Source organism: Colwellia sp. MB3u-8, assembly GCF_014076985.1.
Taxonomy (GTDB): Bacteria; Pseudomonadota; Gammaproteobacteria; order Enterobacterales; family Alteromonadaceae; genus Cognaticolwellia.
Map to the genome: position 1 here is coordinate 188038 of NZ_JACGVA010000058.1, position 21715 is coordinate 209752.

General features: G+C 39.9%; 19 protein-coding genes. 4 read left to right on the forward strand and 15 right to left on the reverse strand.

The annotated features are described in order from the left end of the window. Nucleotides 1-9 precede the first annotated feature (9 nt). The 12 genes from H4J54_RS05540 to iscX form a co-directional block, all read right to left on the reverse strand. Entirely contained in the window at nucleotides 10-693 is a 684-nt protein-coding gene (locus tag H4J54_RS05540) for a PilZ domain-containing protein (protein WP_182189918.1), read from the reverse strand. Between the two features lie 174 nt (nucleotides 694-867). After that, entirely contained in the window at nucleotides 868-2343 is a 1476-nt protein-coding gene (gene der / locus H4J54_RS05545) for a ribosome biogenesis GTPase Der (protein ID WP_182189919.1), read from the reverse strand. Between the two features lie 157 nt (nucleotides 2344-2500). Then, complete coding sequence (bamB, locus tag H4J54_RS05550; RefSeq protein WP_182189920.1) at nucleotides 2501-3709, reverse strand: outer membrane protein assembly factor BamB; 1209 nt, start codon at nucleotides 3707-3709, stop codon at nucleotides 2501-2503. Between the two features lie 14 nt (nucleotides 3710-3723). Next, nucleotides 3724-4362 (reverse strand): tetratricopeptide repeat protein, encoded by a 639-nt coding sequence (locus H4J54_RS05555; protein WP_182189921.1) that lies wholly within the window; start codon nucleotides 4360-4362, stop codon nucleotides 3724-3726. Nucleotides 4363-4371: 9 nt separating this feature from the next. Then, a complete protein-coding gene (gene hisS, locus H4J54_RS05560) occupies nucleotides 4372-5646 on the reverse strand; it encodes a histidine--tRNA ligase (RefSeq protein ID WP_182189922.1) in 1275 nt (424 codons plus the stop codon). A gap of 136 nt (nucleotides 5647-5782) precedes the next feature. Beyond that, nucleotides 5783-6901 carry a flavodoxin-dependent (E)-4-hydroxy-3-methylbut-2-enyl-diphosphate synthase gene (gene ispG / locus H4J54_RS05565; protein ID WP_182189923.1) on the reverse strand — a complete coding sequence of 373 codons (1119 nt, stop codon included), beginning with the start codon at nucleotides 6899-6901 and terminating at the stop codon, nucleotides 5783-5785. Between the two features lie 46 nt (nucleotides 6902-6947). After that, nucleotides 6948-7943, reverse strand: a complete 996-nt coding sequence (locus H4J54_RS05570) for a RodZ domain-containing protein (protein WP_182189924.1) — start codon at nucleotides 7941-7943, stop codon at nucleotides 6948-6950. A gap of 12 nt (nucleotides 7944-7955) precedes the next feature. Next, nucleotides 7956-9299 carry a type IV pilus biogenesis/stability protein PilW gene (gene pilW, locus H4J54_RS05575; protein WP_182189925.1) on the reverse strand — a complete coding sequence of 448 codons (1344 nt, stop codon included), beginning with the start codon at nucleotides 9297-9299 and terminating at the stop codon, nucleotides 7956-7958. A gap of 39 nt (nucleotides 9300-9338) precedes the next feature. Further along, a complete protein-coding gene (locus H4J54_RS05580; RefSeq protein WP_182189926.1) occupies nucleotides 9339-10484 on the reverse strand; it encodes a bifunctional tRNA (adenosine(37)-C2)-methyltransferase TrmG/ribosomal RNA large subunit methyltransferase RlmN in 1146 nt (381 codons plus the stop codon). Nucleotides 10485-10762: 278 nt separating this feature from the next. After that, nucleotides 10763-11194: a nucleoside-diphosphate kinase gene (gene ndk, locus H4J54_RS05585; protein WP_182134874.1), complete on the reverse strand. Its 432-nt coding sequence runs from the start codon at nucleotides 11192-11194 to the stop codon at nucleotides 10763-10765. Nucleotides 11195-11624: 430 nt separating this feature from the next. Then, nucleotides 11625-13331 (reverse strand): NAD-dependent malic enzyme, encoded by a 1707-nt coding sequence (locus tag H4J54_RS05590; RefSeq protein ID WP_182189927.1) that lies wholly within the window; start codon nucleotides 13329-13331, stop codon nucleotides 11625-11627. Between the two features lie 182 nt (nucleotides 13332-13513). Further along, a complete protein-coding gene (gene iscX, locus H4J54_RS05595) occupies nucleotides 13514-13714 on the reverse strand; it encodes a Fe-S cluster assembly protein IscX (protein WP_182189928.1) in 201 nt (66 codons plus the stop codon). 573 nt (nucleotides 13715-14287) lie between these two features. Between iscX and H4J54_RS05600 the strand changes: the two genes are divergently transcribed. The 3 genes from H4J54_RS05600 to H4J54_RS05610 all read left to right on the forward strand — a co-directional run bounded on the left by H4J54_RS05600 (nucleotide 14288) and on the right by H4J54_RS05610 (nucleotide 16997). Beyond that, nucleotides 14288-14536 carry a DUF2164 domain-containing protein gene (locus H4J54_RS05600; protein ID WP_182189929.1) on the forward strand — a complete coding sequence of 83 codons (249 nt, stop codon included), beginning with the start codon at nucleotides 14288-14290 and terminating at the stop codon, nucleotides 14534-14536. 98 nt (nucleotides 14537-14634) lie between these two features. Beyond that, nucleotides 14635-15861, forward strand: a complete 1227-nt coding sequence (locus tag H4J54_RS05605) for an NnrS family protein (RefSeq protein ID WP_182190136.1) — start codon at nucleotides 14635-14637, stop codon at nucleotides 15859-15861. A 182-nt stretch (nucleotides 15862-16043) separates the two neighbouring features. Next, nucleotides 16044-16997 (forward strand): D-2-hydroxyacid dehydrogenase, encoded by a 954-nt coding sequence (locus H4J54_RS05610; protein ID WP_182189930.1) that lies wholly within the window; start codon nucleotides 16044-16046, stop codon nucleotides 16995-16997. A gap of 71 nt (nucleotides 16998-17068) precedes the next feature. Here H4J54_RS05610 and H4J54_RS05615 read toward each other — a convergent pair whose 3' ends face one another. Then, on the reverse strand, nucleotides 17069-18406 hold the full coding sequence (locus H4J54_RS05615; protein WP_182189931.1) for an FAD-binding oxidoreductase: 1338 nt from the start codon (nucleotides 18404-18406) through the stop codon (nucleotides 17069-17071). 126 nt (nucleotides 18407-18532) lie between these two features. Between H4J54_RS05615 and H4J54_RS05620 the strand changes: the two genes are divergently transcribed. Then, nucleotides 18533-19102, forward strand: a complete 570-nt coding sequence (locus tag H4J54_RS05620) for a GNAT family N-acetyltransferase (protein ID WP_182189932.1) — start codon at nucleotides 18533-18535, stop codon at nucleotides 19100-19102. Nucleotides 19103-19167: 65 nt separating this feature from the next. Here H4J54_RS05620 and H4J54_RS05625 read toward each other — a convergent pair whose 3' ends face one another. Next, complete coding sequence (locus tag H4J54_RS05625) at nucleotides 19168-20700, reverse strand: aminotransferase class V-fold PLP-dependent enzyme (RefSeq protein WP_182189933.1); 1533 nt, start codon at nucleotides 20698-20700, stop codon at nucleotides 19168-19170. A 227-nt stretch (nucleotides 20701-20927) separates the two neighbouring features. Continuing rightward, a complete protein-coding gene (gene ung, locus H4J54_RS05630; RefSeq protein ID WP_182189934.1) occupies nucleotides 20928-21620 on the reverse strand; it encodes a uracil-DNA glycosylase in 693 nt (230 codons plus the stop codon). Nucleotides 21621-21715 lie beyond the last annotated feature (95 nt).

Here is a 21715-nt window from a genome sequence, read left to right on the forward strand (position 1 = left end):
TACGGTAAATTAATGCGGTAAAATAACCGCCTGTTGCAGCAGTTTGTTCACTGCGACTTTACTTGAATCATCAAATTTAACCCCAAGCATAACACCATCAACTTGGGTTTTGGTGTTACAAATTTCAGCATTTAGTTTCAAGTTTTTTAAGTCTTGAAAAGCTTCAATAATGATTTCCACGGGTTTATCCTCAGTTAAGATAAGTTTCTCGCCATTAGTAATCATAATCTGACAGCCAGAAACTGATATATCAGATATTACTGAGGCCCAATACTCATCTTTCACCTTAACTTTTGCTTTGATATAGGTCTCAATGCGCATCGAGGAGCGTAGGTTTTGTAAGCGGACTTCACGTGGAAAATCAAGCACAATAATACGTGATGGAATTTGAATCGTTTGCCTAATATTAGAAATAAAGGCAACTACAGCACCTTCATGACCTTCAATTAACCCACGAACGGTTACGCCTATACCTTGGGTTACGTATTGTGCAAAGCTGCCCAACTTTGAGCTGTCAGGGAATTGTACTAAAACGTATTTTTTTGGCATATAGCCGATAAAAACTGAACGAAACTTACCACGTTGACCGGTAGGCGTTGTCATATCTAATGTCACAATCGCGCCTGGATTTAACAAGGCTAAATTGCGACTTAATCGCCCAACCACTGGCACTTTTATAGGATTATCAGGCATAAATCTCCAACAACATTTAATTTAAATGAAACAAAGAAAATAATAAAAAAAGTTAGTCGACATTTCACAGTAACGGAATATCATCATGAAATCAATATGGTTTTTTGCTATTTTAACTATATTTTGTCATAAAAAAGCTGATGTTATCATCAGCTTTTTTATCAAAATAGCGACTTAGTCTTTCTTATAACCTTGTGTTAAACGTGCCATTTTCTTTTGCTCTGTGTAGTTGAGCTTTTTCTTACCCGCAAACGGGTTAGCGGTTTCTCTAAACTCAATTCTTATTGGCGTACCCATGATTTTTAATGATTTACGGTAGTAATTCATTAAATAACGCTTGTAAGAAAGTGGTAGATTTTTCGCTAGATTGCCATGAATCACAATAATAGGTGGATTATAACCACCGGCATGAGCATATTTTAGTTTAATGCGACGACCTTGATGCATAGGGGGTTGATGATCAAACACCGCCATATCTAAGATTTTGGTTACCATAGAAGTAGAAATACGCTTAGTCGCTGAAACAAAAGCTTCTTCTACCGACTCGTATAAATGACCTACACCTGTGCCGTGCAACGCCGATATAAAATGAATACGAGCGAAATCGATAAAACCTAAACGACGATCTAATTCAGATTTAATACGATCTTTAACATGATCATCTAAACCATCCCATTTATTTACCGCTAAGACTAAAGAGCGACCCGCTTCTAAAATAAAACCAAGTAAGCTTAAATCTTGATCGCTAATCCCCTCTTGTGCATCAATGATCAATAAACATACGTTAGCATCTTCTATTGCACGTAAGGTTTTAATCACAGAAAATTTCTCTACGATATCAGTAACATTTTTACGGCGACGAATACCTGCCGTATCGATTAAAGTGTAAGGACGACCATTATGTTCCATTGGAATATAAACGCTATCACGTGTGGTACCTGGCATATCAAATACCACCACCCTGTCTTCACCTAAAATCCGGTTCGTTAAGGTCGATTTACCTACGTTAGGCTTACCAATAATCGCTAACTTGATGGTGTCATTTTCTTCTGGTGCTTCGTCAATATTTTTTTTATCTAGCGCTTCATGATCTATGTTTTCATCAAAGTCACCGTCAAACTCATCATTTTCTAGTACTTTGGGTTTACCAAGTTCGGCAATATGAGGCGTTAGCGCTAAGGTTAATAGTTGCGTAACACCACGACCATGTGCGGCGGCAATTTGATGTACTGCATCACCTAAGCCAAGAGAATAAAAGTCGGCCACAGCAGAGTCGGCATCTATACCATCAACTTTGTTGGCAACTAAAAATACTTTTTTATCTTGCTTACGTAAATGGCTAGCAATGCCTTGATCGGCAGAGGTTAAACCCACTCTTGCATCAACCATAAATAGCACGGCATCTGCTTCGTCAATGGCAATCAGCGACTGCTCAGCCATTAAGGCATCAATACCTTTTTCATTACCTTCAATACCACCGGTATCAATAACAATAAAAGGGTGCTCTTCAACTTCCGCTTTTCCATATTGACGATCACGGGTTAACCCTGGATAGTCGGCAACTAAAGCGTCTCGACTGCGCGTTAATCTATTAAATAATGTTGATTTACCGACATTAGGTCGGCCAACAAGTGCTACTACAGGAAGCATGTTCACCTCAAATCTCTCTTTAAACTCAATATAACTCAATCATTATATCAGTTTTATTAATAAACAACGGCTCCAGTGCTTTTTGCATTGGAGCCGTTTATAATTTTAGTCTATCTATTTAACCAGCTAATAATTATTAGCCGGTTAATCAAATAACTTATTTTGCAATGGTGATCGCTTCTAAGTCGCCGTTGCGGGCTTGACTATACAAAACGCCATTTTCAACCGTTGGTGTGGCATGAATACCACTGCTATCAAGGTGATGACGAGCAACAATTTCACCCGTTGCTTGATCTAACCAATGTAGATAGCCTTCAAAATCACCAACCACAACATAACTACCGATAGGAGCTGGTCCGGTTAAGCCACGGTTAGTCAGTGATAATTGGCTCCAAAGCTCTAAGCCATTATTACGGTCAATAGCATATACGTGGCCTTTAACATCAGTTAAAAACAAGCTATTACCACTAATCGCTAATTCACGGTAAGACGAGTATTGGCGCTGCCATAACACACGGCCCGAACGTAGTTCAACCGCACTTAAATTACCACGCGAAGAGACAGTATAAATATTGTCGCCGAAGATCAATGGCGTCGAGTCAACATCAATAACGCGTTCTAGTTCTGTTGAACCTGCCGCTTCACCAATATCTACAGTCCAGCCTTGACGACCTTGTTCTAGTAAATAAACTGATAAAGAACCGTCAGCTGAGCCCACAATAACACCACCACCCGCAATGACAGGTGCACTAATACCACGCAAAGTGAGCGGCGGAACGTCTTGTTCAATTTGCCAGTCGTCTTGGCCATTTGAAGCATTAAATGCTTTCATAACGCCAGATGCAGTATTGACCACCAGTTTTCCGGAATCGAGTGCTGGTGCAGCAATGACTTCACCTTTAACTTTTCCTTGCCATGATAACGCGCCACTTTCTGCCTCAAGGGCAATAACATCGCCATTCTCGCTACCGAAGAATACTTTATTGATGCCAACGACAGCGCCACCACTAATTAAGGCGGGTTCTTTCTCATCAAAAAAACCGCGTTTACTATCGATGTCACTTAAATCCGCATGCCAAACTTGTTCACCGCTATTCTCATCAAACGCGTAGGCATCTCCGTCACGACTAGCACTAAACACTTTGCCGTAGGCAACCACTGGCTGTATGCGAGAAAAGTAATCTCCGACACCGTCACCAACAGTGGCATCCCATTTTACAACAGGCTCAAATAATGCTTTTATTTCGGTTAATGGCGCGACTTTTAGTTCATCATCTTCATCATCGGTTGATGAACATGCAGAAATCCCTACCGCTAGCAAACAGATAGCAAGGAGGCTTTTGTTAAAGCGTTTACTTATAAACATGCTTATATCACTCTCTATTTGCTTAAGTTAATGACTTGCGCTAAATCATCTAATTTCATTTGCAATGCTGGGTTAGTGCCTTCAGTAGCAAAATTAATTGCGGCTTGGTAAGCATTACGAGCTAGCGATTTTTTACCTTGTTTAAAGTAAATATCACCTTTAATTTCTTCAACGCTAGCGTCAAATGAAGCGGGTAATTTTGGTGTTAATGTCACTAGAGCTTGTTCATATTTCTCTAATTGTAATTGCACTCGCGCTAAGCGCTCGGTAGCAATGGCTTTAATACCATCATCCACTGATTTTTCAATTGCCGTGTTTAAATATGTTTCAGCTTTTACCCAGTCTTGTTTTTCAGCCGCTTCTTTAGCTAAAGCAATAGCCGTTAACATGGTATAACTAGAGGCACTATTTTCAGCAATAAAGGCGTTGCCAGCGGCTTCAAAAGCCGCGCTATCTTCAGCCCCCTTCTCGATCATCGTTTGATAAGCTTCTGAGGTATTAAGCTCTTGTTGCAATTTATGATCATTATAATAGTTAAGACCAATAAACCCTGCAAAACCAATAGCTAAACCAGCAATAATGGCATTACCATTATCACTCCAAAACTTTTTGATTGATTCGACTTGTTGTTCTTCTGTTTGATTTATATCCAAAATTGACCCTTAAAGTAAATTTGTTAAAAGACTTGGCACTTGCTCAAGTGGCAAACTTTGTTGTTCTTGTTGTCCGCGCAAATATTTTACGGTAACCGTCTGTTGAGCTATTTCATCTTCACCAAGAATCAATGCTATTTGGGCACCTGATTTATCTGCACGCTTCATTTGTTTTTTCATATTGCCACCACCACAGTGACATTGTAAGCGAATATCTGGCACTTGATCACGCCATTGCTCCGCTAAGCCGTTAGCGGTTATTTCAACGTCATCGCCCAACATAATAACGTAAGCATCGACTTGCGCTCTAATGTTATTGGCTTTTTCTAAGCTGGTCATCATTAACACTAAACGTTCAATGCCTAAAGCGAAACCAAACCCTGGTGTCGATTTACCACCCAGTTGCTCTACTAAACCATCATAGCGCCCACCAGCACAAATAGTGCCTTGAGCACCTAAGCTCGAGGTAACCCATTCAAAAACGGTACGGTTATAATAATCTAAACCACGGACTAAACGCTCATTAATCACATACTTGATACCCGCAGCATCTAAGCGCTGACAAACCGATGCAAAGTGTGTGCTTGACTCTTCAGCAAAATAATCCGCTAGTTTAGGTGCGCCAACCAATGCAGCTTGTACCTCTGGATTTTTACTGTCCAGTACGCGTAATGGATTGGTGTGCATGCGCCGCTTGCTATCTTCATCTAAAAGATGTTCTTTTTCAGTTAAAAACACCACTAACGCGTCACGATAATTGCCGCGTTCTTCGTTCGAACCCAGTGAGTTTAGCTCTAATGTGACAAATTCGTTGATGCCAAGTTCCCGCCAAAGTCGAGCCGTTAACATAATAATTTCAGCGTCAATATCAGGTGTTGCTATACCAAAGGCTTCTAAGCCAAATTGGTGAAATTGACGATAACGACCCTTTTGTGGACGTTCATGACGAAACATGGGTCCCATATACCACAAGCGCTGTTCTTGGTTATACAGTAATCCGTGTTGATTACCAGCACGAACACAACTTGCTGTGCCTTCTGGGCGTAATGTTAAGCTGTCGCCATTACGATCCTCAAAGGTATACATTTCCTTTTCAACAATATCGGTTACTTCACCAATAGAGCGTTTAAATAGCGCCGTTGACTCGACAATCGGCATACGTATTTCAGCAAAACCATAATTACTGGCAACGCGGCGCAGTACTGTTTCTACCATTTGCCAAATGCCTGTTTGTGCAGGCAAACAGTCGTTCATACCTCTAATTGCTTGAAGTGCTTTACTCACGTATTATTTTCTCGCTAGTGTTTATCTGTTTAATTATTCGTTTGCTTATACAAAGAATATTTTTTATCGCGGGCATTATAGGCAGTTTACTATCAAACGTAAATAACAGCGCAATTGTGGCAGTAATTCGCCATTATTAATCGATTTGTTGTATGGCTATTTTATAACTCGCATCAAGCATTTTAGCCTTCGCGCGAATTCGTTGCTCTAGTTGGTCAACAAGGTTGTTATTATCAAAGCGCTCTTTTTGACGAATACCATCAAGATAGTAACCACTTTTTTTACTGCTGCCCGTTAAGCCTAAGTCCGAAATTAAGGCTTCACCGGGTCCGTTAACAATACAGCCAATAATTGAAACATCCATTGGCGTGGTTATATCTTCAACACGTTGCTCTAAAGCATTTACCGTTGAGATAACATCGAACTCTTGGCGCGAACAACTTGGGCAAGCAATGAAGTTGATACCGCGACTACGAAGCTTCAATGATTTTAAAATATCAAAGCCAACTTTAATTTCTTCGATAGGATCAGCCGCTAATGAAACCCTTAACGTATCGCCAATACCTTCAGCAAGCAATAGTCCGAGTCCTACTGATGATTTAACAGAGCCTGAGCGTAAACCGCCAGCTTCGGTAATGCCTAAATGCAAAGGGTTATCAATTTGTTTAGCTAACAAGCGATAAGCCCCCACGGCAAGAAAGACATCAGAGGCTTTGACGCTGACTTTAAATTGATTGAAATTTAAGCGATCAAGAATATCAACATGGCGCATGGCTGATTCTAACAAAGCTTCAGCCGTTGGTTCTCTATACTTTTCTTGAATATCTTTCTCTAACGAACCACCGTTGACACCAATTCTAATCGGAATATTATTATCCCGAGCACACTCAACGACAGAACGCACCCGGTCTTCTCGACCGATATTACCTGGGTTAATGCGCAGACAATCAACGCCGTATTCCGCAACTTTTAAAGCAATACGATAATCAAAATGAATATCAGCCACTAATGGAATATTAGTTTGCCGCTTTATTTCACGAAATGCTTCCGCTGCGTCCATCGTTGGCACACTCACGCGAACAATGTCGGCTCCAACGCCCTCAAGTGCATTAATTTGTGCAACTGTTGCCGCGACATCAGTGGTCAGTGTATTGGTCATTGACTGCACTGTAATCGGGGCATCGCCGCCAACAGGAACATTGCCAACCATGATCTGGCGGGACTTTCGACGAATAATAGGAGATTCTTTAAACATAATAAAACTTCAATAGTGTTGCGTTAATTAAAAAAAACTTACCGTATTAAGGCGCTAGCGGTAATGAAAATTTGGCAATATTACCGGCATTAAATACAGCCATATCAACCGGAACGTCATTGTAATCTATTTGTACCAATTCAGGTTTACCTAAGGTAATAGAAAAAGGTGCTTGACCAGAGATTCGCATGATATAACCTGATTTTTTCACGCCCCAAGCAATTCGCTCTCCAGTAGCATCAAATATATTAACCCAACAGTCACCCGCGAAAGTGAAAACAACATGGTCGATTGTGGCAGATAATGCATTTTCACCAACCGCTTTGTTATTATTTAAATCGACTTGAGCCTTGGTTAAATCAGGCGTTGATAACACCTGTTCAACATCAAGCGGCGCGGCTATATCGAGGTTTTCTGCATCACGATTAACATTCGACTCAGTTTTAACCACTTTAGCTACACTAACGACTGACTCGCCATTGGGCATACTGCTTGAGTTTTTTGCCTTGTATTCATTGGCTAGATTGGCTTGCTTAGTCGCCGTATTATCTACCGCTAAGGTCTCAACAGTATTTATCGCTATCGGTTCAGGTTGTTCAGAAGGCGTTTGAAGCCACCAAACTACAGTTGCTGTTACTAATATGGCTAAAATGAGATAAGTGATCCACATCAACATATTGTGTTCTGCTTGTTTCTCTGTGCCTTTAGAAAAGCTTTGCATATCTGCACAATGGTTTTGTGTTATCGCTAATTTTTCATAGCTTTTTAAAACGTCTTCCTGAGCAATATTAACCAATTTGGCATAATTTTTAAGATAGCCACGATTAAAAGCCTCAGGTAAACTACAGTCAAATTTATCTACTTCGATATTTTCTACTAAGTGAATTCTAAAGTTGAGCTTATTAGCCACTTGCTGTTGGCTTAACCCTCGCATTTCTCGTGCTGCTTTGAGCATAGCGCCAGGACCCACTACGTCGATATCGTCAGTGGTTTCTGCCAGTTCATCACTTTCATTTTTCAATACTTCAAGCTCTTGATTCATCAAGTATTTCTCTTAGCGTTTAATCGCTGATTTTGGATCTGAGAGATAGATAACATCACCAATTTTTATAAGATAGGGGCGGCGTAACTTATTCCAACGCGCTAAACTTTCAATCACAATATTGTAGTGTTTAGAAATTGTAAACAAACTATCACTTTGTATGACAACATGAATCGGTAAAGACACCATAAGTGTACTGTTTTTTTCTTGTTTAACTTGTGCTTCGCCAGCCATTATTTCAAGTGTTAGTTTTTCATTACTTTGTTTTTGACTCGTCTGTTTTTTTGACGGCGCTTCTTTCATCCTAACTGGCTGAATATTTTTCCCCTGCGTATTACTTTCAAGGTTTTTTTCGGCTGATTTTGCTGTTAACTCAGCTGTTTGCTCTATCGTTGGCATAATTGAATTGGCCATAATAGGCTTTAAACCATCACGACCTAAGCTAGAGTTTTCAGCAGTTGCTCTCGTTTTTGGCGACAATATCACCACACGCTTTTTACTTTTTTTACTGTTACCACCCGAGACAAAAAATCGGTAGTCTTCAGCTAGTTTGTCTGCATCAATCTGATAAAGTTCATTTAAAATATATTGTTTGGCTTCAAAAGAACGGGGAAACATTTTAACCAGCCTATTGCCATAATTTTTAGCAATAGCTTTATTGCCTTGCTTGGCAAATATTTTAAAGGCTAAAGCTAATGCCTCAGCATTAAAACGACGCGTTGATTTTTCATAGCGGTAAAGGTAAGTTTGCGCTGACTTATAATCACTTTTCGCATATTGCAAGCGCATCATTTGCAGCAGAGAACTCGCTCGATTGGGGCTGTGGGCAATCGCTTTTTCAAGGTATGTTTCGGCTTGATCGAACTGTTCTGCTTTGAGTTGGCATAAGGCTAAATTTTCATAGCTTTGCGCCACTAAAATATAGCTAGGAATGGCTATCGCTTTTAGTATCATTTTTTCAGCGGCAGCGTACTTTTCGTGTCGACATAAAAAAACGCCATAATTATTAAGCGTATCAGCATCTTGATTATCAATGCTTAGCGCATGCTCATAAGCTTGGGTCGCTAATTCAGCCTCATCTACCCTGTCATAATAATGGGCAAAAGCTGTGTATACTTGCACTAAATTAGGTGAAAAACCTTTGGCTTTTTCTAGGTTAAGCTTAGCTTGTTGGGTATTGCCCATTTTTAAATAACCTAACCCGAGTGATATACGGGTCATGGCTATTTCATTATTACTGGCTTCATTTTCAATTATCGGCGTATCTTTATCATTGCCATAATTTTGCGTCACACAAGCCGTTAATGTACTTGTCGTTAGTAACGCAATAAACAAAGGTAATAATTTTTTCATCATAAAGGCACAGTCACTTAGTAAATATCAATTTAAGAGCAATTAGACCATCTTTACTGAAATTGACTCAGCTTTCACCTCTTTTTTTCCTGTCCGCTTAGTTCTATCTAATACTTCACCCGCTAATTGCCCACATGCTGCGTCAATATCGTCCCCACGTGTTCGACGCGTGATCACGGTTAAGCCATAGCTTTGCAGTACTTTATCGAAGCGATCAATACGAGAATTACTCGAGCGTTTATAGGGTGAACCCGGGTAAGGATTAAATGGAATAAGATTGATTTTACTGGGTAAATCTTTCAAAGCCAGCGCTAATTCATGTGCTTGTTCGGTGCTATCGTTAACATGATCAAGCATCACGTATTCTATGGTCGCCTGCTTATTGGCTTTTGAGCCGTCGATATAACGACCCGCTGCTGCTAAAAACTCTTCTAATGGATACTTTTTGTTAATCGGTACTAGTACGTCACGTAAGGCATTATTACCCGCATGAATAGATATCGCCAATGCGCAATCTATTTTCTCTTTTAACATATCTAAGGCAGGTACTACGCCTGAGGTGCTCACAGTGACACGACGTTTCGATAAGCCATAGCCTAAATCATTTAACATGGTGTCTAATGCCGGGATCAAGTTTTTCATGTTAAGCAATGGCTCACCCATGCCCATCATAACAATGTTGGTAATCGGACGTGTGCCAGCAATGCGCGTCGCGCCAATATCATTTGCTACTCGCCAAACTTGACCAATAATTTCAGCCATAGTGAGATTACGGTTGAAACCTTGCTGCGCGGTGGCGCAAAAGGTACATTCCAATGCACAACCCACTTGTGATGAAACACAAAGTGTTGCACGGCCATTTTCAGGGATCCAAACGGTTTCAATTTCTTGACCGCCTTCAAGGCTTAACGCGTACTTAATTGTGCCGTCGTCTGATACCAGTTTTTCAGAGATCTCAGGCGCTTTAATTTCAGTATCACGTTGTAATTTTTCACGTAGTTTTTTATTTATATTGGTCATCAACTCAAAATCATCATAACCAAAATGGTAGATCCATTTCATAATTTGGTCAGCACGAAATGGCTTCTCGCCGATTGAAGAAAAATATTCTCGCATCCCTTGATGGTCAAGGTTTAGTAAGTTGATTTTTTTCTTCACTGGGGTTACTACTTCGGTTACATCACTCATGATAAAAACTTCTCAATACTACAAAAATTACAGAATAAATTGTACGCTTTTTGGACAAAACAAACAATTTAGTGGATCGATATTAGATATTTATTCGCACTATATCAATAAAAGTCAATGTTCTCAGTAGCCTGCTTACTGGCAAAAACACTCAGTTTTATAAGGTCTTAAAATAGACAAAAGGATTTTACCGATTAATCAGTAAAATCCTTCAAATTAATTTTTAAACTACATTAAGCTAACGACTAAAGCGCGAGCTTATTATGTAATATTTTAAATTAACGCGTACGTGGGCAAATTTCTTCATCAGCGAAGAAGTAAGCAATTTCACGAGCAGCAGATTCTAAGGCATCGCTACCGTGAGCTGCATTTTCATCGATTGAATCAGCAAGATCAGCACGAATAGTACCAGCAAGCGCTTCAGCTGGGTTAGTAGCTCCCATGATTTCACGGTTTTTAAGAACAGCGTTTTCGCCTTCTAAAACTTGTACCATTACTGGGCCAGAAGTCATGAATTCAACTAAAGCACCAAAGAAAGGACGTTCGCTGTGCTCAGCGTAAAAGCCTTCTGCTTTTTCTTTTGATAAATGAATCATTTTAGCAGCAACGATTTTTAAACCAGCAGTTTCAAAACGGTTGTAGATTTGACCAATAAAGTTTTTAGCAACTGCATCAGGTTTTACGATAGAAAAAGTACGTTCGATAGCCATGATAGCCCTCTCAATAAATTAGAATTAAAATACGGTATAAATTTTGGCGCGATTATAGACGAATTAAAAGCAAATGCCTAGGGTTATCACTTTTAGCTGACGTAAACTAAGCTAAGTTTTTTTATTATAAGCAGGTATAAATCAGTGAAATGACATACCTGCACGCCTAACCAGAGAGCGCTTTTACCGAGAAGTTAAACCACTGCAAGGCTGCTTGTTTGCCTTAAGGTAGATTTTTATCGTGAGGCGACGACTTGGCTTACCGCTAAAATTTATAACTTATGCCTAGATGGACCTAGCTAGTTATTTTTTATGTAGACTCAAAAATTTACCCTTGGGATTAAACAGAAAAACGCTCATCCATGTGAGCGTTTTTTATTTATTATTTTTTATTCATTGTCATGCTGTTTACATCAAATTTTATTGCGGTTTAAATACTGACTCGACGATATTGACGATATTGAGGTGTCCAAAAATTACGCTCAATATTTTGCATCAGTTGTTCATCCGATAGTGGCAAGGCTAGATTTTGCTCAAAAGCGACTTTACCAACAGCAAAGGCTATTTTTTTACTTAAAGCAGCAATTTCTACTAAAGGAGGTAACAACTCACCAGTACCGGTATTAGCTAACGGTGAGGCTTGCGCTAACATGGCGCTTGCTGCCATTAACATTTCATCGGTAATGCGATTGATCTTTGCTGACACCACACCTAAACCTATACCTGGAAAGACGTAACTGTTATTACATTGTGCGATAGGGAACATCTGACCTTTATATTCAACGGGCTCAAACGGGCTACCTGTGGCAATAATCACTTCACCTTCGGTCCAGTTGATCACTTGTTCAGGTGTTGCTTCTACCTGACGACTTGGGTTACTCAATGGGAAAATTATTGGCATATTACAATGTGCTTTCATGGCTTTAATCACGGCTTCAGTGAACAAACCCGGCACACCAGAAACGCCAATTAAAATTGTTGGTTCAGCGCCATGCATAACATCCAGTAAAGCAGCGTAGTCACTTTGGACATTCCATGGTGCTATTGCTGATTTTTGCTGGACCAGTTTTTCTTGAAAGTCACGTAAACCCGGCATACCTTCAGTCAATAAACCGAAACGGTCGACCATAAATATTTGGCTACGCGCTTGTTGCTCAGTAATCCCTTCACTGACCATTTGTGAGATAATTTGCTCTGCAATACCGCAACCCGCAGAGCCGGCACCAACAAAAACTACACGTTGCTCTGATAAGGCTGATTTTTTGGTACGACAAGCTGCTAATAAGGTACCGACAGTCACCGACGCTGTACCTTGAATATCATCGTTAAAACAACAAAGTTCATCGCGATAACGGTTTAACAAGGGAGTGGCATTGGGTTGAGCAAAATCTTCAAACTGTAATAAAACATCCGGCCAACGACGTTTAACCGCATCAATAAACATAGCTAAAAATTCGTCGTATTTATCTTGTTCAATACGACGATGACGCCAGCCCATATACATAGGATCAGTTAATAATTTTTCATTATTGGTACCCACATCAAGCATCACAGGCAAGGTATAAGCTGGGCTAATACCACCACAGGCAGTGTAAAGCGACAGTTTACCTATGGGTATACCCATGCCACCAATACCTTGATCACCTAAACCCAAAATACGCTCACCGTCAGTTACCACAATAACTTTAACTTTGTTTTTTGTCGCATTACGCAAGATATCGTCAAGCTGATGACGTTGGTCATATGAGACAAACAAACCCCGAGAACTGCGATAAATATCTGAAAACTGCTCACAAGCATCACCCACAGTTGGGGTATAAATAATTGGCATCATCTCAGCCAAGTTCGCTTGCACTAACTTAAAAAACAGGGTTTCATTGTTGTCATGAATGGCACGTAGGTAAATATGTTTATTTAAGTTAGTTTCAAAACTACGATATTGCATGTAGGCACGTTCAACTTGCTCATCGATAGTTTCAAAACGTGGGGGTAATAACCCAGTTAAATTAAAGTGTGAGCGCTCTTCTTCGCTAAATGCACTGCCTTTATTTAGTAAAGGTGTTTCTAGTAAACTAGAACCTGCGTAGGGGATATATAATGGCCGTTTATTTTTTTCAGATGTCTTTTCAGATGTCATAGTTGCATGCTTTCTTTATATATTGAGTGAATGACGAAGATTCATCATAGGAATAATGATGGGTACATTATAGCCAAATATCACCTTGTGAATAGTGATAAAGCTTAATCATTCAGTTTTAATTACCTATTATGGCTACTAAATAGTTAAACCTATATTTAAACCTATAGTTAAACCTGTAGTTAATCAGCTTCTGAAATCCAGGCTAACTGAATAGCTTCAAGTATGCGTTCGCCGCAATGTTTAGGGTCATCCTCAAAATTTTCTAACGCTAACACCCATTGCATTAATTCTGGGAAATGTAATTGCATCGGGTCTACATCAGGATGTGCTTCGATCAAATCAAGTGCAATCTCAAGTGAGTCGGTCCAACGATAAGTCATAGTATTACCTCTTTATTTTGTTAGTGAATAATTAAACCCAGTAGATTAATTATCTGCTCATGTTAAATGGTTAACATGAAAAACCACCGCGTGATAAAATTTATAAGTAGCATCACTACTGACTCAGTTTTATGCCTTATATTTGGCTCTTTTTCCTGATGAAAAAGTTGATCACTTGATGAGTCAAATGGGTATTAAACCAAACCACAAACTATCAGCAATTAACATCAACGCCAACCATAAAATAATCATTCTTGATTTTCGGCAAAACGGACAGTCTGTTTGCCACCATTGCTTAAACGACGATTTATTCACAGTGTTATACTTAAATTAGTTTTCATCTGGTGAGTATATACCCAAATCACGGCAATATGTTCACTTCAGTGGTGGTTAAACACGATGTAAACAAGGCGATTTTTTGAGGTATTGTCATTCTATAACCGAAAAATTAACCTTTCTGCAGCGCTAGTCCTTAAAGTTAGGTCCTGGTAAAAGGCACAAGCATGCATCTTGCAGTGACTTGAGTATAATGCCAATGAATTAGGTCATTTGTTATTCTAGGAAAACGTATTTATGTCGCCAATAAAATTTACTCGCACCGAAAAATCGCTATTAATCGACAAGCTACAAGGCTACTTTACTAATGAATTAGAGCAAGATTTAGGGCAATTTGATGCTGATTTTTTACTCGACTTTTTTACTGAAGAGTTAGGTGCCGTATATTACAATCGCGGTTTGTATGATGCCCAAGCATTGATGGCAGAAAAACTGGAATTAATTGCTGAGCAAATTGTTGAATTAGAATTACCCGTATCCAAATAAAATTTTAAATAACAATCCTTTACTTGATTTGCCCCAAAGTAATGCTGATTAATTGCTTTATGATGACCACAAGATAAAAATTTAGGATAGCACCTGTGATGCAACTTTCTGATGTAGAAAAAGCTGATTTAGCAGATTTAGAAAAAAAACAGCAAATAATACCCTTATTTAGGCTCGGCTTTCGTCCTTTCTTTCTCGCTGGCACGATATTTAGTATTATCGCTATGCTCTTGTGGCTAATGCTCTACCGAGCTGAGCTAAATTTTCAGCCTTTCGGTGGTGGTTACTGGTGGCATATTCATGAAATGATTTTTGGTTTTGGTTGTGCCATCATTGCCGGTTTTCTATTAACCGCAGTACAAAACTGGACTGGGTTGCCCGGTGTGCAAGGCAAAATGCTCGCCGCTTTATTTTCTTTGTGGTTACTCGGCCGAGTTTGCTTAATTTTTCCTGATTTACTGGGTACAAGATTAACCACAATAGTAGATTTGGCCTTTTTACCTTGTATCGCTTTTGTTTTAGCCAAGCCGATATTGGCGGTTAAACAGTATCGCAACTTATTCTTTGTGCCTTTATTAGCCATTTTCACTATCGCTAATGTCCAAATGCACACCAGCCTATATTATCCACAATCGGTCTCTATTCAATATGCAGGCTACGCCGGTGTAATGTTAATGACTTTACTTATTTCAGTGATGGCCGGTCGCGTAGTGCCCATGTTTACCGCAAATGGCACTCAAACGCCCAAAGCAACCACGCTACCTTGGCTTGATAAACTCACTAATGGCTCACTTGCCCTGATCACTATACTGCTGCTACTGCATCCAGCTATTGGCTTAAACCATTTTTATCTCGGTGGCCTATTAATTTTTGCTGGCATTTTTCAAGCCGCCCGATGGTATAGGTGGCGACCTTGGCTCACCTTAGGCGTGCCATTACTTTGGTCGTTACACTTGGCAATCAAAGCCTTGGCCTTTGGTTTGATATTACTTGGTCTGAGTTATTTAATCCCTGAAATTCCCAGTAGCCCTATTTGGCATTTAATAACCGTAGGCGGGCTCGGTGGTGTTATTCTTGCTATGATTTCACGGGTATCTTTGGGCCATACAGGCAGACCATTACAAGCGCCTAAGCTGATGTCATGGGCTTTTGCAGCGCTAATATTAGCAAGCTTAGTACGGTGTTTTGGCCCTTGGGTATTGCCAGAAAAAACCATGATGTTTATTGATATCAGCGGCTTACTTTGGATGGTCAGTTTTATGCTGTTTGTTATATGTTATGGACCTATGCTATTAAAATCACGCGCTGACGGCCGTTCTGGTTAGCGCTTGCAAGCGATTTTTCGATGCGATTAAATGCCTTAACTTGCTGTTTTCATAACTTTCTGTTTTATTAACTTTCTATTGATAGTCAGGCGTTGAGCTTTAATGCAATACAATAAGCATTGGTTGAGTCGCTCATTAGAATTGATATAAACTGAGCTAAATTTTCATCTTGAGTAGATAACATGCGCGCAGTATTTTTAGACTATCAAACCTTTAGCCCTTCACTTGACTTATCGGTGCTTCGTCAGACAGTGAGTAAGTTAGATTTATACCCGGTCACAACACCAGCACAGGTATTGCTACGTAGCATCGACGCTGAAATTATTTTAAGTAATAAAGTCATCCTTAACCGGGCAATATTAAGCCAGTTACCCCATTTAAAACTTATTTGTATCACAGCTACTGGCATTAATAATGTTGACATTGATGCCGCGCGTGAGCTTGGCATTGCGGTCACTAATGTCAGTGGTTATGCAAAAAACTCTGTCGCTCAATATGTATTTGCTCAACTACTGGCCTATTACAGCCAAATAGAAGATCACAATAACAATACCCGTGCTGGCCAATGGCAAGCTAGTGATACATTTTGCATGCACGGCAAAGGCAGTGATGAATTAGCAGGTAAAACCATGGGGATTATTGGTTACGGTGCATTAGGTAGCAAAGTAGCGACAATCGCTCGCGCCTTTGATATGCGTGTACTGATTGCTGAAAGACCTAAGGCAGTAGCAATACGTATCGACCGAGTGGCCTTTGAGCAAGTAATTTCTCAGGCTGACATCATTAGTTTACATTGTCCACAAACAGCTGAAACTGAAGGCTTGTTTGATAAAAAAATATTCAACTGCATGAAAGATAGCGCCGTACTTATTAACACCGCCAGAGGCGCTTTAATTAATAATCATGACTTATTAGCGGCATTAAATAATAATCAATTGGCTGGTGCAATTTTAGATGTATTAGAGCAAGAGCCACCACCAAAAGATCATATTCTGTTAGCGGCACAGTCAACTAAATTGAAAATAACCGCTCACATCGCTTGGGCAAGCCAACAAGCACAGCAAGCCTTACTTAATTTAGTCGCCAAGAATATAACGGCATTTAAACAAGACGAGCGCACTAACCGCATCGATTAATACTGAGCTAAAATTTACTTTACAGTTACCACGCTAAAACCAAGGGTCTTTGATTTACGCTCAATGGACACTTAAAACCACTGATCTTTTATTTTACCGTAATGAAAATAGCCCCATTGCCCTGCTCGTCGTAATGGAGCAAATGGAAATTTAGGGAGTGCGTTATTATACAAAGGTAAATTAGGCACTGGCTTCTCAGCCACTTTTTCAGCTAAACGTTTGCCTGCTTGTACCGAGAACGACACGCCACTGCCACAATAACCCATGCTGTAAAATACCGATTGTTGATCATTTTGATGAATGTGTGGCAAATCGTCCAACGCCATACAAATCCAGCCTGACCAAGCGTAGCTATAAGTGATATTTGCTAGCGCTGGAAAACTGGTTTTTAATACCGCCAGTAAACGTTGGGCATAATAAGGGTCATCTGCACCTTTACCTGTTATAGCCCCGCGGCCACCAAATAATATTCTATTGTCAGGTAACTTACGGTAATAATATTTTAATGCTCGCGTGTCCATCACAACATTCGAGGTTAAGAAATTACACGCGGCTATTTGCGCTGCACTCAATGGCTCGGTAACGATAATTTGTGAAAGTACCGGCAATGTTCTATCGGTCGTTAAGGGATGAAAGTTTTTTGGAGTGTAACCGTTGGTGGCTATCACCACTTTTTGCGCACTAACAATACCATTAGGCGTATGAAGTTGTTGTTTATTGCCTTGTGATTGCCAATGGTTAACCGGTGTCGCACAATGCACTTTAGCGCCTGCTTGTCGCGCCAACTTTTGGTAGCCCCAAGCAAGTTTTAACGGATTTAAACCAAAACCGTCTTGATAACGAATAGCCCCGTAAGCATTACGATCGTCCATGTATTGCTGACGTACTTCGTTTTGTGAAAGAATTTCAACATCATAGCCAAACATTTTCTGCTGCAGTTTTGCTAGCTCAACTAATTCTTTGAGTTTATTAGGCTTATGGGCAACTTTAATATATCCCGCGCTTTGCTTATCGCAGTCAATGCCTTCATTAATCAGTGAATTGACTGTTTCAACACCCGCGGCCATTTCTTGATAAATGCCGCGCATGACCTCTTCGCCCCATTGCTTAGCCATTTGGCCATAAGACTTGCGACCTGAAGATTTCAAAATAAAACCGGCATTACGACCGCTGCAACCCCAAGCGGTTTGGTTAGCTTCTAACACATGAGCTTTAATACCATGCTCACGAGCCAAATGTAGCGCGCAAGATAAACCGGTATATCCTGCACCAATAATAGCCACGTCAACATCAAGATCAGCGATAACAGCGCCATCGTGTTCCGGTGCTATGCCTGAGACATTAGCCCAATAACTCTCGGGGTAGGCCTGATTACAGCCTGGTGATAAATCGTGTAAAGGATCGTACATTTTCACTTCCAAAACCTAATAGGTTTTTATATTAATTTTTTATAGTGTTTTAAACACTAGTGCGCTTAAAGTATCTCAAAAAAAACAGTACAATGCTGTAATAACTCACTCAATAAAAATAATCTTATGACCATCACCCTCAACTATCAAGCATTAACCCCTGCTGACTTTGATAAAGTTATTCAATTAGCTACCGAGGTTCACGGCGCTGGTTATCTTGATCAAACTAGCATGCAAGTTTGGTACGATAAAGGACTTAAAAATGCTATTAACGCGGGTTTTGTGGTTTATCATGATAAAAAATTGGTTGGCTTTAGAATTACTTATGCCTCACAGCAATGGCAGATAGACAAATGGTGTTCTACTGAACTCTGGCCAGTGCCTGCCGAACAAGTTTGCTATTTTAAGTGCAATACGGTTGATGAGCATTACCGTGGCCATGGCATTGGTGGTGAGCTATTAAAGCGCTCAATTGCAGCCGTTAAGCAACAAGGTGCCATTGCCGGCGTTAGCCACTTATGGAAACAAAGCCCAGGTAATAGTGCGGTAAAATATTTTACTAAATCTGGTGGTATATTAATTAAAGATCACCCAGACCGTTGGCATGAATTAAGTTTAGCCGGTTATGAATGTACGATATGTCATCATGACTGTCATTGCGAAGCCGCTGAAATGATGGTTATTTTTGAGCCATAATACTATGCCTGAAAAACTTTCTACTGGGTGATTTTCTTCTTAATCACCTAGCACTCTTTAATCCTCTAGCCAAATATTTTCCGTAATATTGATGGCGTTTCTCGCACTTTATTTCTAACGGCTGAGCCAGTTTCTGGTAAGGCATTAAAGTCAGATAAACTCGGAAAATCAACCTCTGGTTTACCATGTTCGTAGTCACCAGACGCTGGGTTAAAGCGGTACTCTTTGCTCCATAGCGCTATATTTTCAGTCACTTGATTGATGGCCTCAACCACAAAGGCAACTTCTTTATCTGAGGTGGTAGGATGAAATGAAGCTCGGATCCAACCGGGCTTTTCGGCAAGGTCACCTGAGTCTATTTGCTGAGTTATTTTTGATGAGGTATCTTGGTCCACCTTTAATAAAATATGACCATAAGTACCGGCGCATGAACAGCCGCCGCGGGTTTGTACACCAAATTTATCATTCAGTAACCGCACGACTAAATTATAATGAGCGCCCGGCACATAAAACGAAACAATCGCTAAACGCTGACGTATATTAGGCTCAAGCATCACCACATGTACATTCTTAGCTAAGTTATCCATAACATATTGGCTGATTTGAGCTTCACGTTGCTGAATGTTTTCAACGCCCATGGCATCTTTTAATTTGATCGCTAGCGCGGTTTTAATGCATTGTAAAAATCCGGGGGTGCCGCCATCTTCCCGCAGCTCTATATTATTAAAAAAACTGTGTTTTCCCCAAGGATTTGTCCAAGTTACTGTGCCGCCACCTGGGTGATCTGGCACTTTGTTTTTATAAAGTGCTTTGTTAAAAACCAACACCCCAGAGCTGCCAGGGCCACCTAAAAATTTATGTGGCGAAAAGTAAATCGCATCTAACGCTTGCTTAGGATTACTCGGATGCATATCAATATCTACATAGGGTGCAGAAGCCGCAAAATCAACAAAACACAAACCGCCATGTTGATGCATAATTTCTGCAAGCTGATAATACGGGGTTTTAATACCGGTAACATTTGAACAAGCAGAAAAAGAGCCTATTTTCACCTTACGGTTTTGGTATTTTTCTAACAATAACTCTAGGTGCGTTAAAGAAGGTAGCCCCTGACTATCAGGCTCAACAATTTCCAAGGTGACATCGCATTCATACCAAGAGGTTTGATTAGAATGATGCTCCATATGGGTAATAAAAACCACAGGTCTGTCATTTTCTGCAAACACCACTTGCGTTTGCATACGCTCAGGAATTCGTAAACCTAAAATCCGTTGAAATTTATTAATAACAGCCGTCATACCCGCGCCAGCTGTGATCAACACATCATTGTCGCAAGCATTTACATGGCGTTTAATAATATGTTGGGCGTCATGATAAGCATGGGTCATGGCACTACCAGTTAGATTAGTCTCAGTATGCGTATTAGCGACATAAGGTCCTAACTCTTGGGTCAAATAGTCTTCAATGGGTTGGTATAACCTGCCACTTGCCGTCCAATCTGCATAAATAATATCAAGCTGTTGACCATTAATTTGATGTTGTAAATCTTGCCCGATAATATGCTGGCGAAAGGGTAAAAAATAATTTTCCAATGACATGCGGTATGCTCTTCACTTGCTATAATGAAAACATACTAGCATTATTGCTACTTTGTAAAACAAAAAACCAATAAAATAAGATTAATAGCAAATTAAATTTACAAAAAAACATATTAAAGAAAAAATTTACCTTTAATGATTGATTTTAAGCCTTAGCTGAAAATAAATGTTAGTAATCGCTATAAAGTGAAATAATTTTCTTAAAAGCGAGCAATAACAACGACTTTTTAATCGCTAATTTGCCAATTGATGGCGGTTTTATTGTGTGCTTTTAGCCATAGGTTAGCTTTAGAAAAATGTTGGCAACCGAAGAAACCTCGATAAGCCGAAAGTGGTGATGGGTGCGGCCCGTTTAATACTAAATGTTTTTGCTGATCAATATTTTTACCTTTTTTCTGCGCATGACTGCCCCAGAGTAAAAAGACACAGCCGGTATTGTGCTGATTAATTTCAGCAATAATTTTATTGGTAAACTCTTCCCAACCCAATTTAGCGTGAGAGTGTGCTTGTCCCTGCTTAACGGTCAACACAGTGTTGAGCAGCAAAACACCTTGTTGTGCCCACTCATGCAAATAACCATGATGGGGTGTGCTAAAGTCAGTAATGTCTTGCTTAAGCTCCTTGTAGATATTAACTAAAGAAGGTGGCACTTTAATGCCTTTTCGCACCGAAAAAGCTAAACCATGTGCTTGTGATTCACCACTTTTACCCAGGCCATGATAAGGGTCTTGGCCTAGAATAACCACTTTCACATTGGGTAAATCAAGGGTAGAAAAAGCATTAAAAACATCCTCTTCACCTGGCAGTATCACCTCACCATTCGCTCTTTGCTGAGCAATTTCTTTCGCTAATTGTTGAAAATAATCTTGTTGTTGCTCATGGGCTATGATTTTTTGCCATTGTGGTTTTAACTGAGTCATATTATTACTCTTTAAGTAGCGAATCTTTTAAATAAAGCCTATTTATCTACAAATGAAAAAGCCAAAGAATACATTCTTTGGCTTTTCTAGTGATA

Coding starts and splice junctions, on each gene's coding strand:
- H4J54_RS05590 (WP_182189927.1), bottom strand. CDS start 13,331: ATGACATCTGAAAAGACATCTGAAAAAAATAAACGGCCATTATATATC.
- ispG (WP_182189923.1), bottom strand. CDS start 6,901: ATGTTTAAAGAATCTCCTATTATTCGTCGAAAGTCCCGCCAGATCATG.
- H4J54_RS05570 (WP_182189924.1), bottom strand. CDS start 7,943: ATGAATCAAGAGCTTGAAGTATTGAAAAATGAAAGTGATGAACTGGCA.
- H4J54_RS05540 (WP_182189918.1), bottom strand. CDS start 693: ATGCCTGATAATCCTATAAAAGTGCCAGTGGTTGGGCGATTAAGTCGC.
- der (WP_182189919.1), bottom strand. CDS start 2,343: ATGCTTCCTGTAGTAGCACTTGTTGGCCGACCTAATGTCGGTAAATCA.
- pilW (WP_182189925.1), bottom strand. CDS start 9,299: ATGATGAAAAAATTATTACCTTTGTTTATTGCGTTACTAACGACAAGT.
- H4J54_RS05615 (WP_182189931.1), bottom strand. CDS start 18,406: ATGTACGATCCTTTACACGATTTATCACCAGGCTGTAATCAGGCCTAC.
- ndk (WP_182134874.1), bottom strand. CDS start 11,194: ATGGCTATCGAACGTACTTTTTCTATCGTAAAACCTGATGCAGTTGCT.
- H4J54_RS05610 (WP_182189930.1), top strand. CDS start 16,044: ATGCGCGCAGTATTTTTAGACTATCAAACCTTTAGCCCTTCACTTGAC.
- H4J54_RS05605 (WP_182190136.1), top strand. CDS start 14,635: ATGCAACTTTCTGATGTAGAAAAAGCTGATTTAGCAGATTTAGAAAAA.
- ung (WP_182189934.1), bottom strand. CDS start 21,620: ATGACTCAGTTAAAACCACAATGGCAAAAAATCATAGCCCATGAGCAA.
- H4J54_RS05620 (WP_182189932.1), top strand. CDS start 18,533: ATGACCATCACCCTCAACTATCAAGCATTAACCCCTGCTGACTTTGAT.
- iscX (WP_182189928.1), bottom strand. CDS start 13,714: ATGACTTATCGTTGGACCGACTCACTTGAGATTGCACTTGATTTGATC.
- bamB (WP_182189920.1), bottom strand. CDS start 3,709: ATGTTTATAAGTAAACGCTTTAACAAAAGCCTCCTTGCTATCTGTTTG.
- H4J54_RS05625 (WP_182189933.1), bottom strand. CDS start 20,700: ATGTCATTGGAAAATTATTTTTTACCCTTTCGCCAGCATATTATCGGG.
- H4J54_RS05580 (WP_182189926.1), bottom strand. CDS start 10,484: ATGAGTGATGTAACCGAAGTAGTAACCCCAGTGAAGAAAAAAATCAAC.
- H4J54_RS05600 (WP_182189929.1), top strand. CDS start 14,288: ATGTCGCCAATAAAATTTACTCGCACCGAAAAATCGCTATTAATCGAC.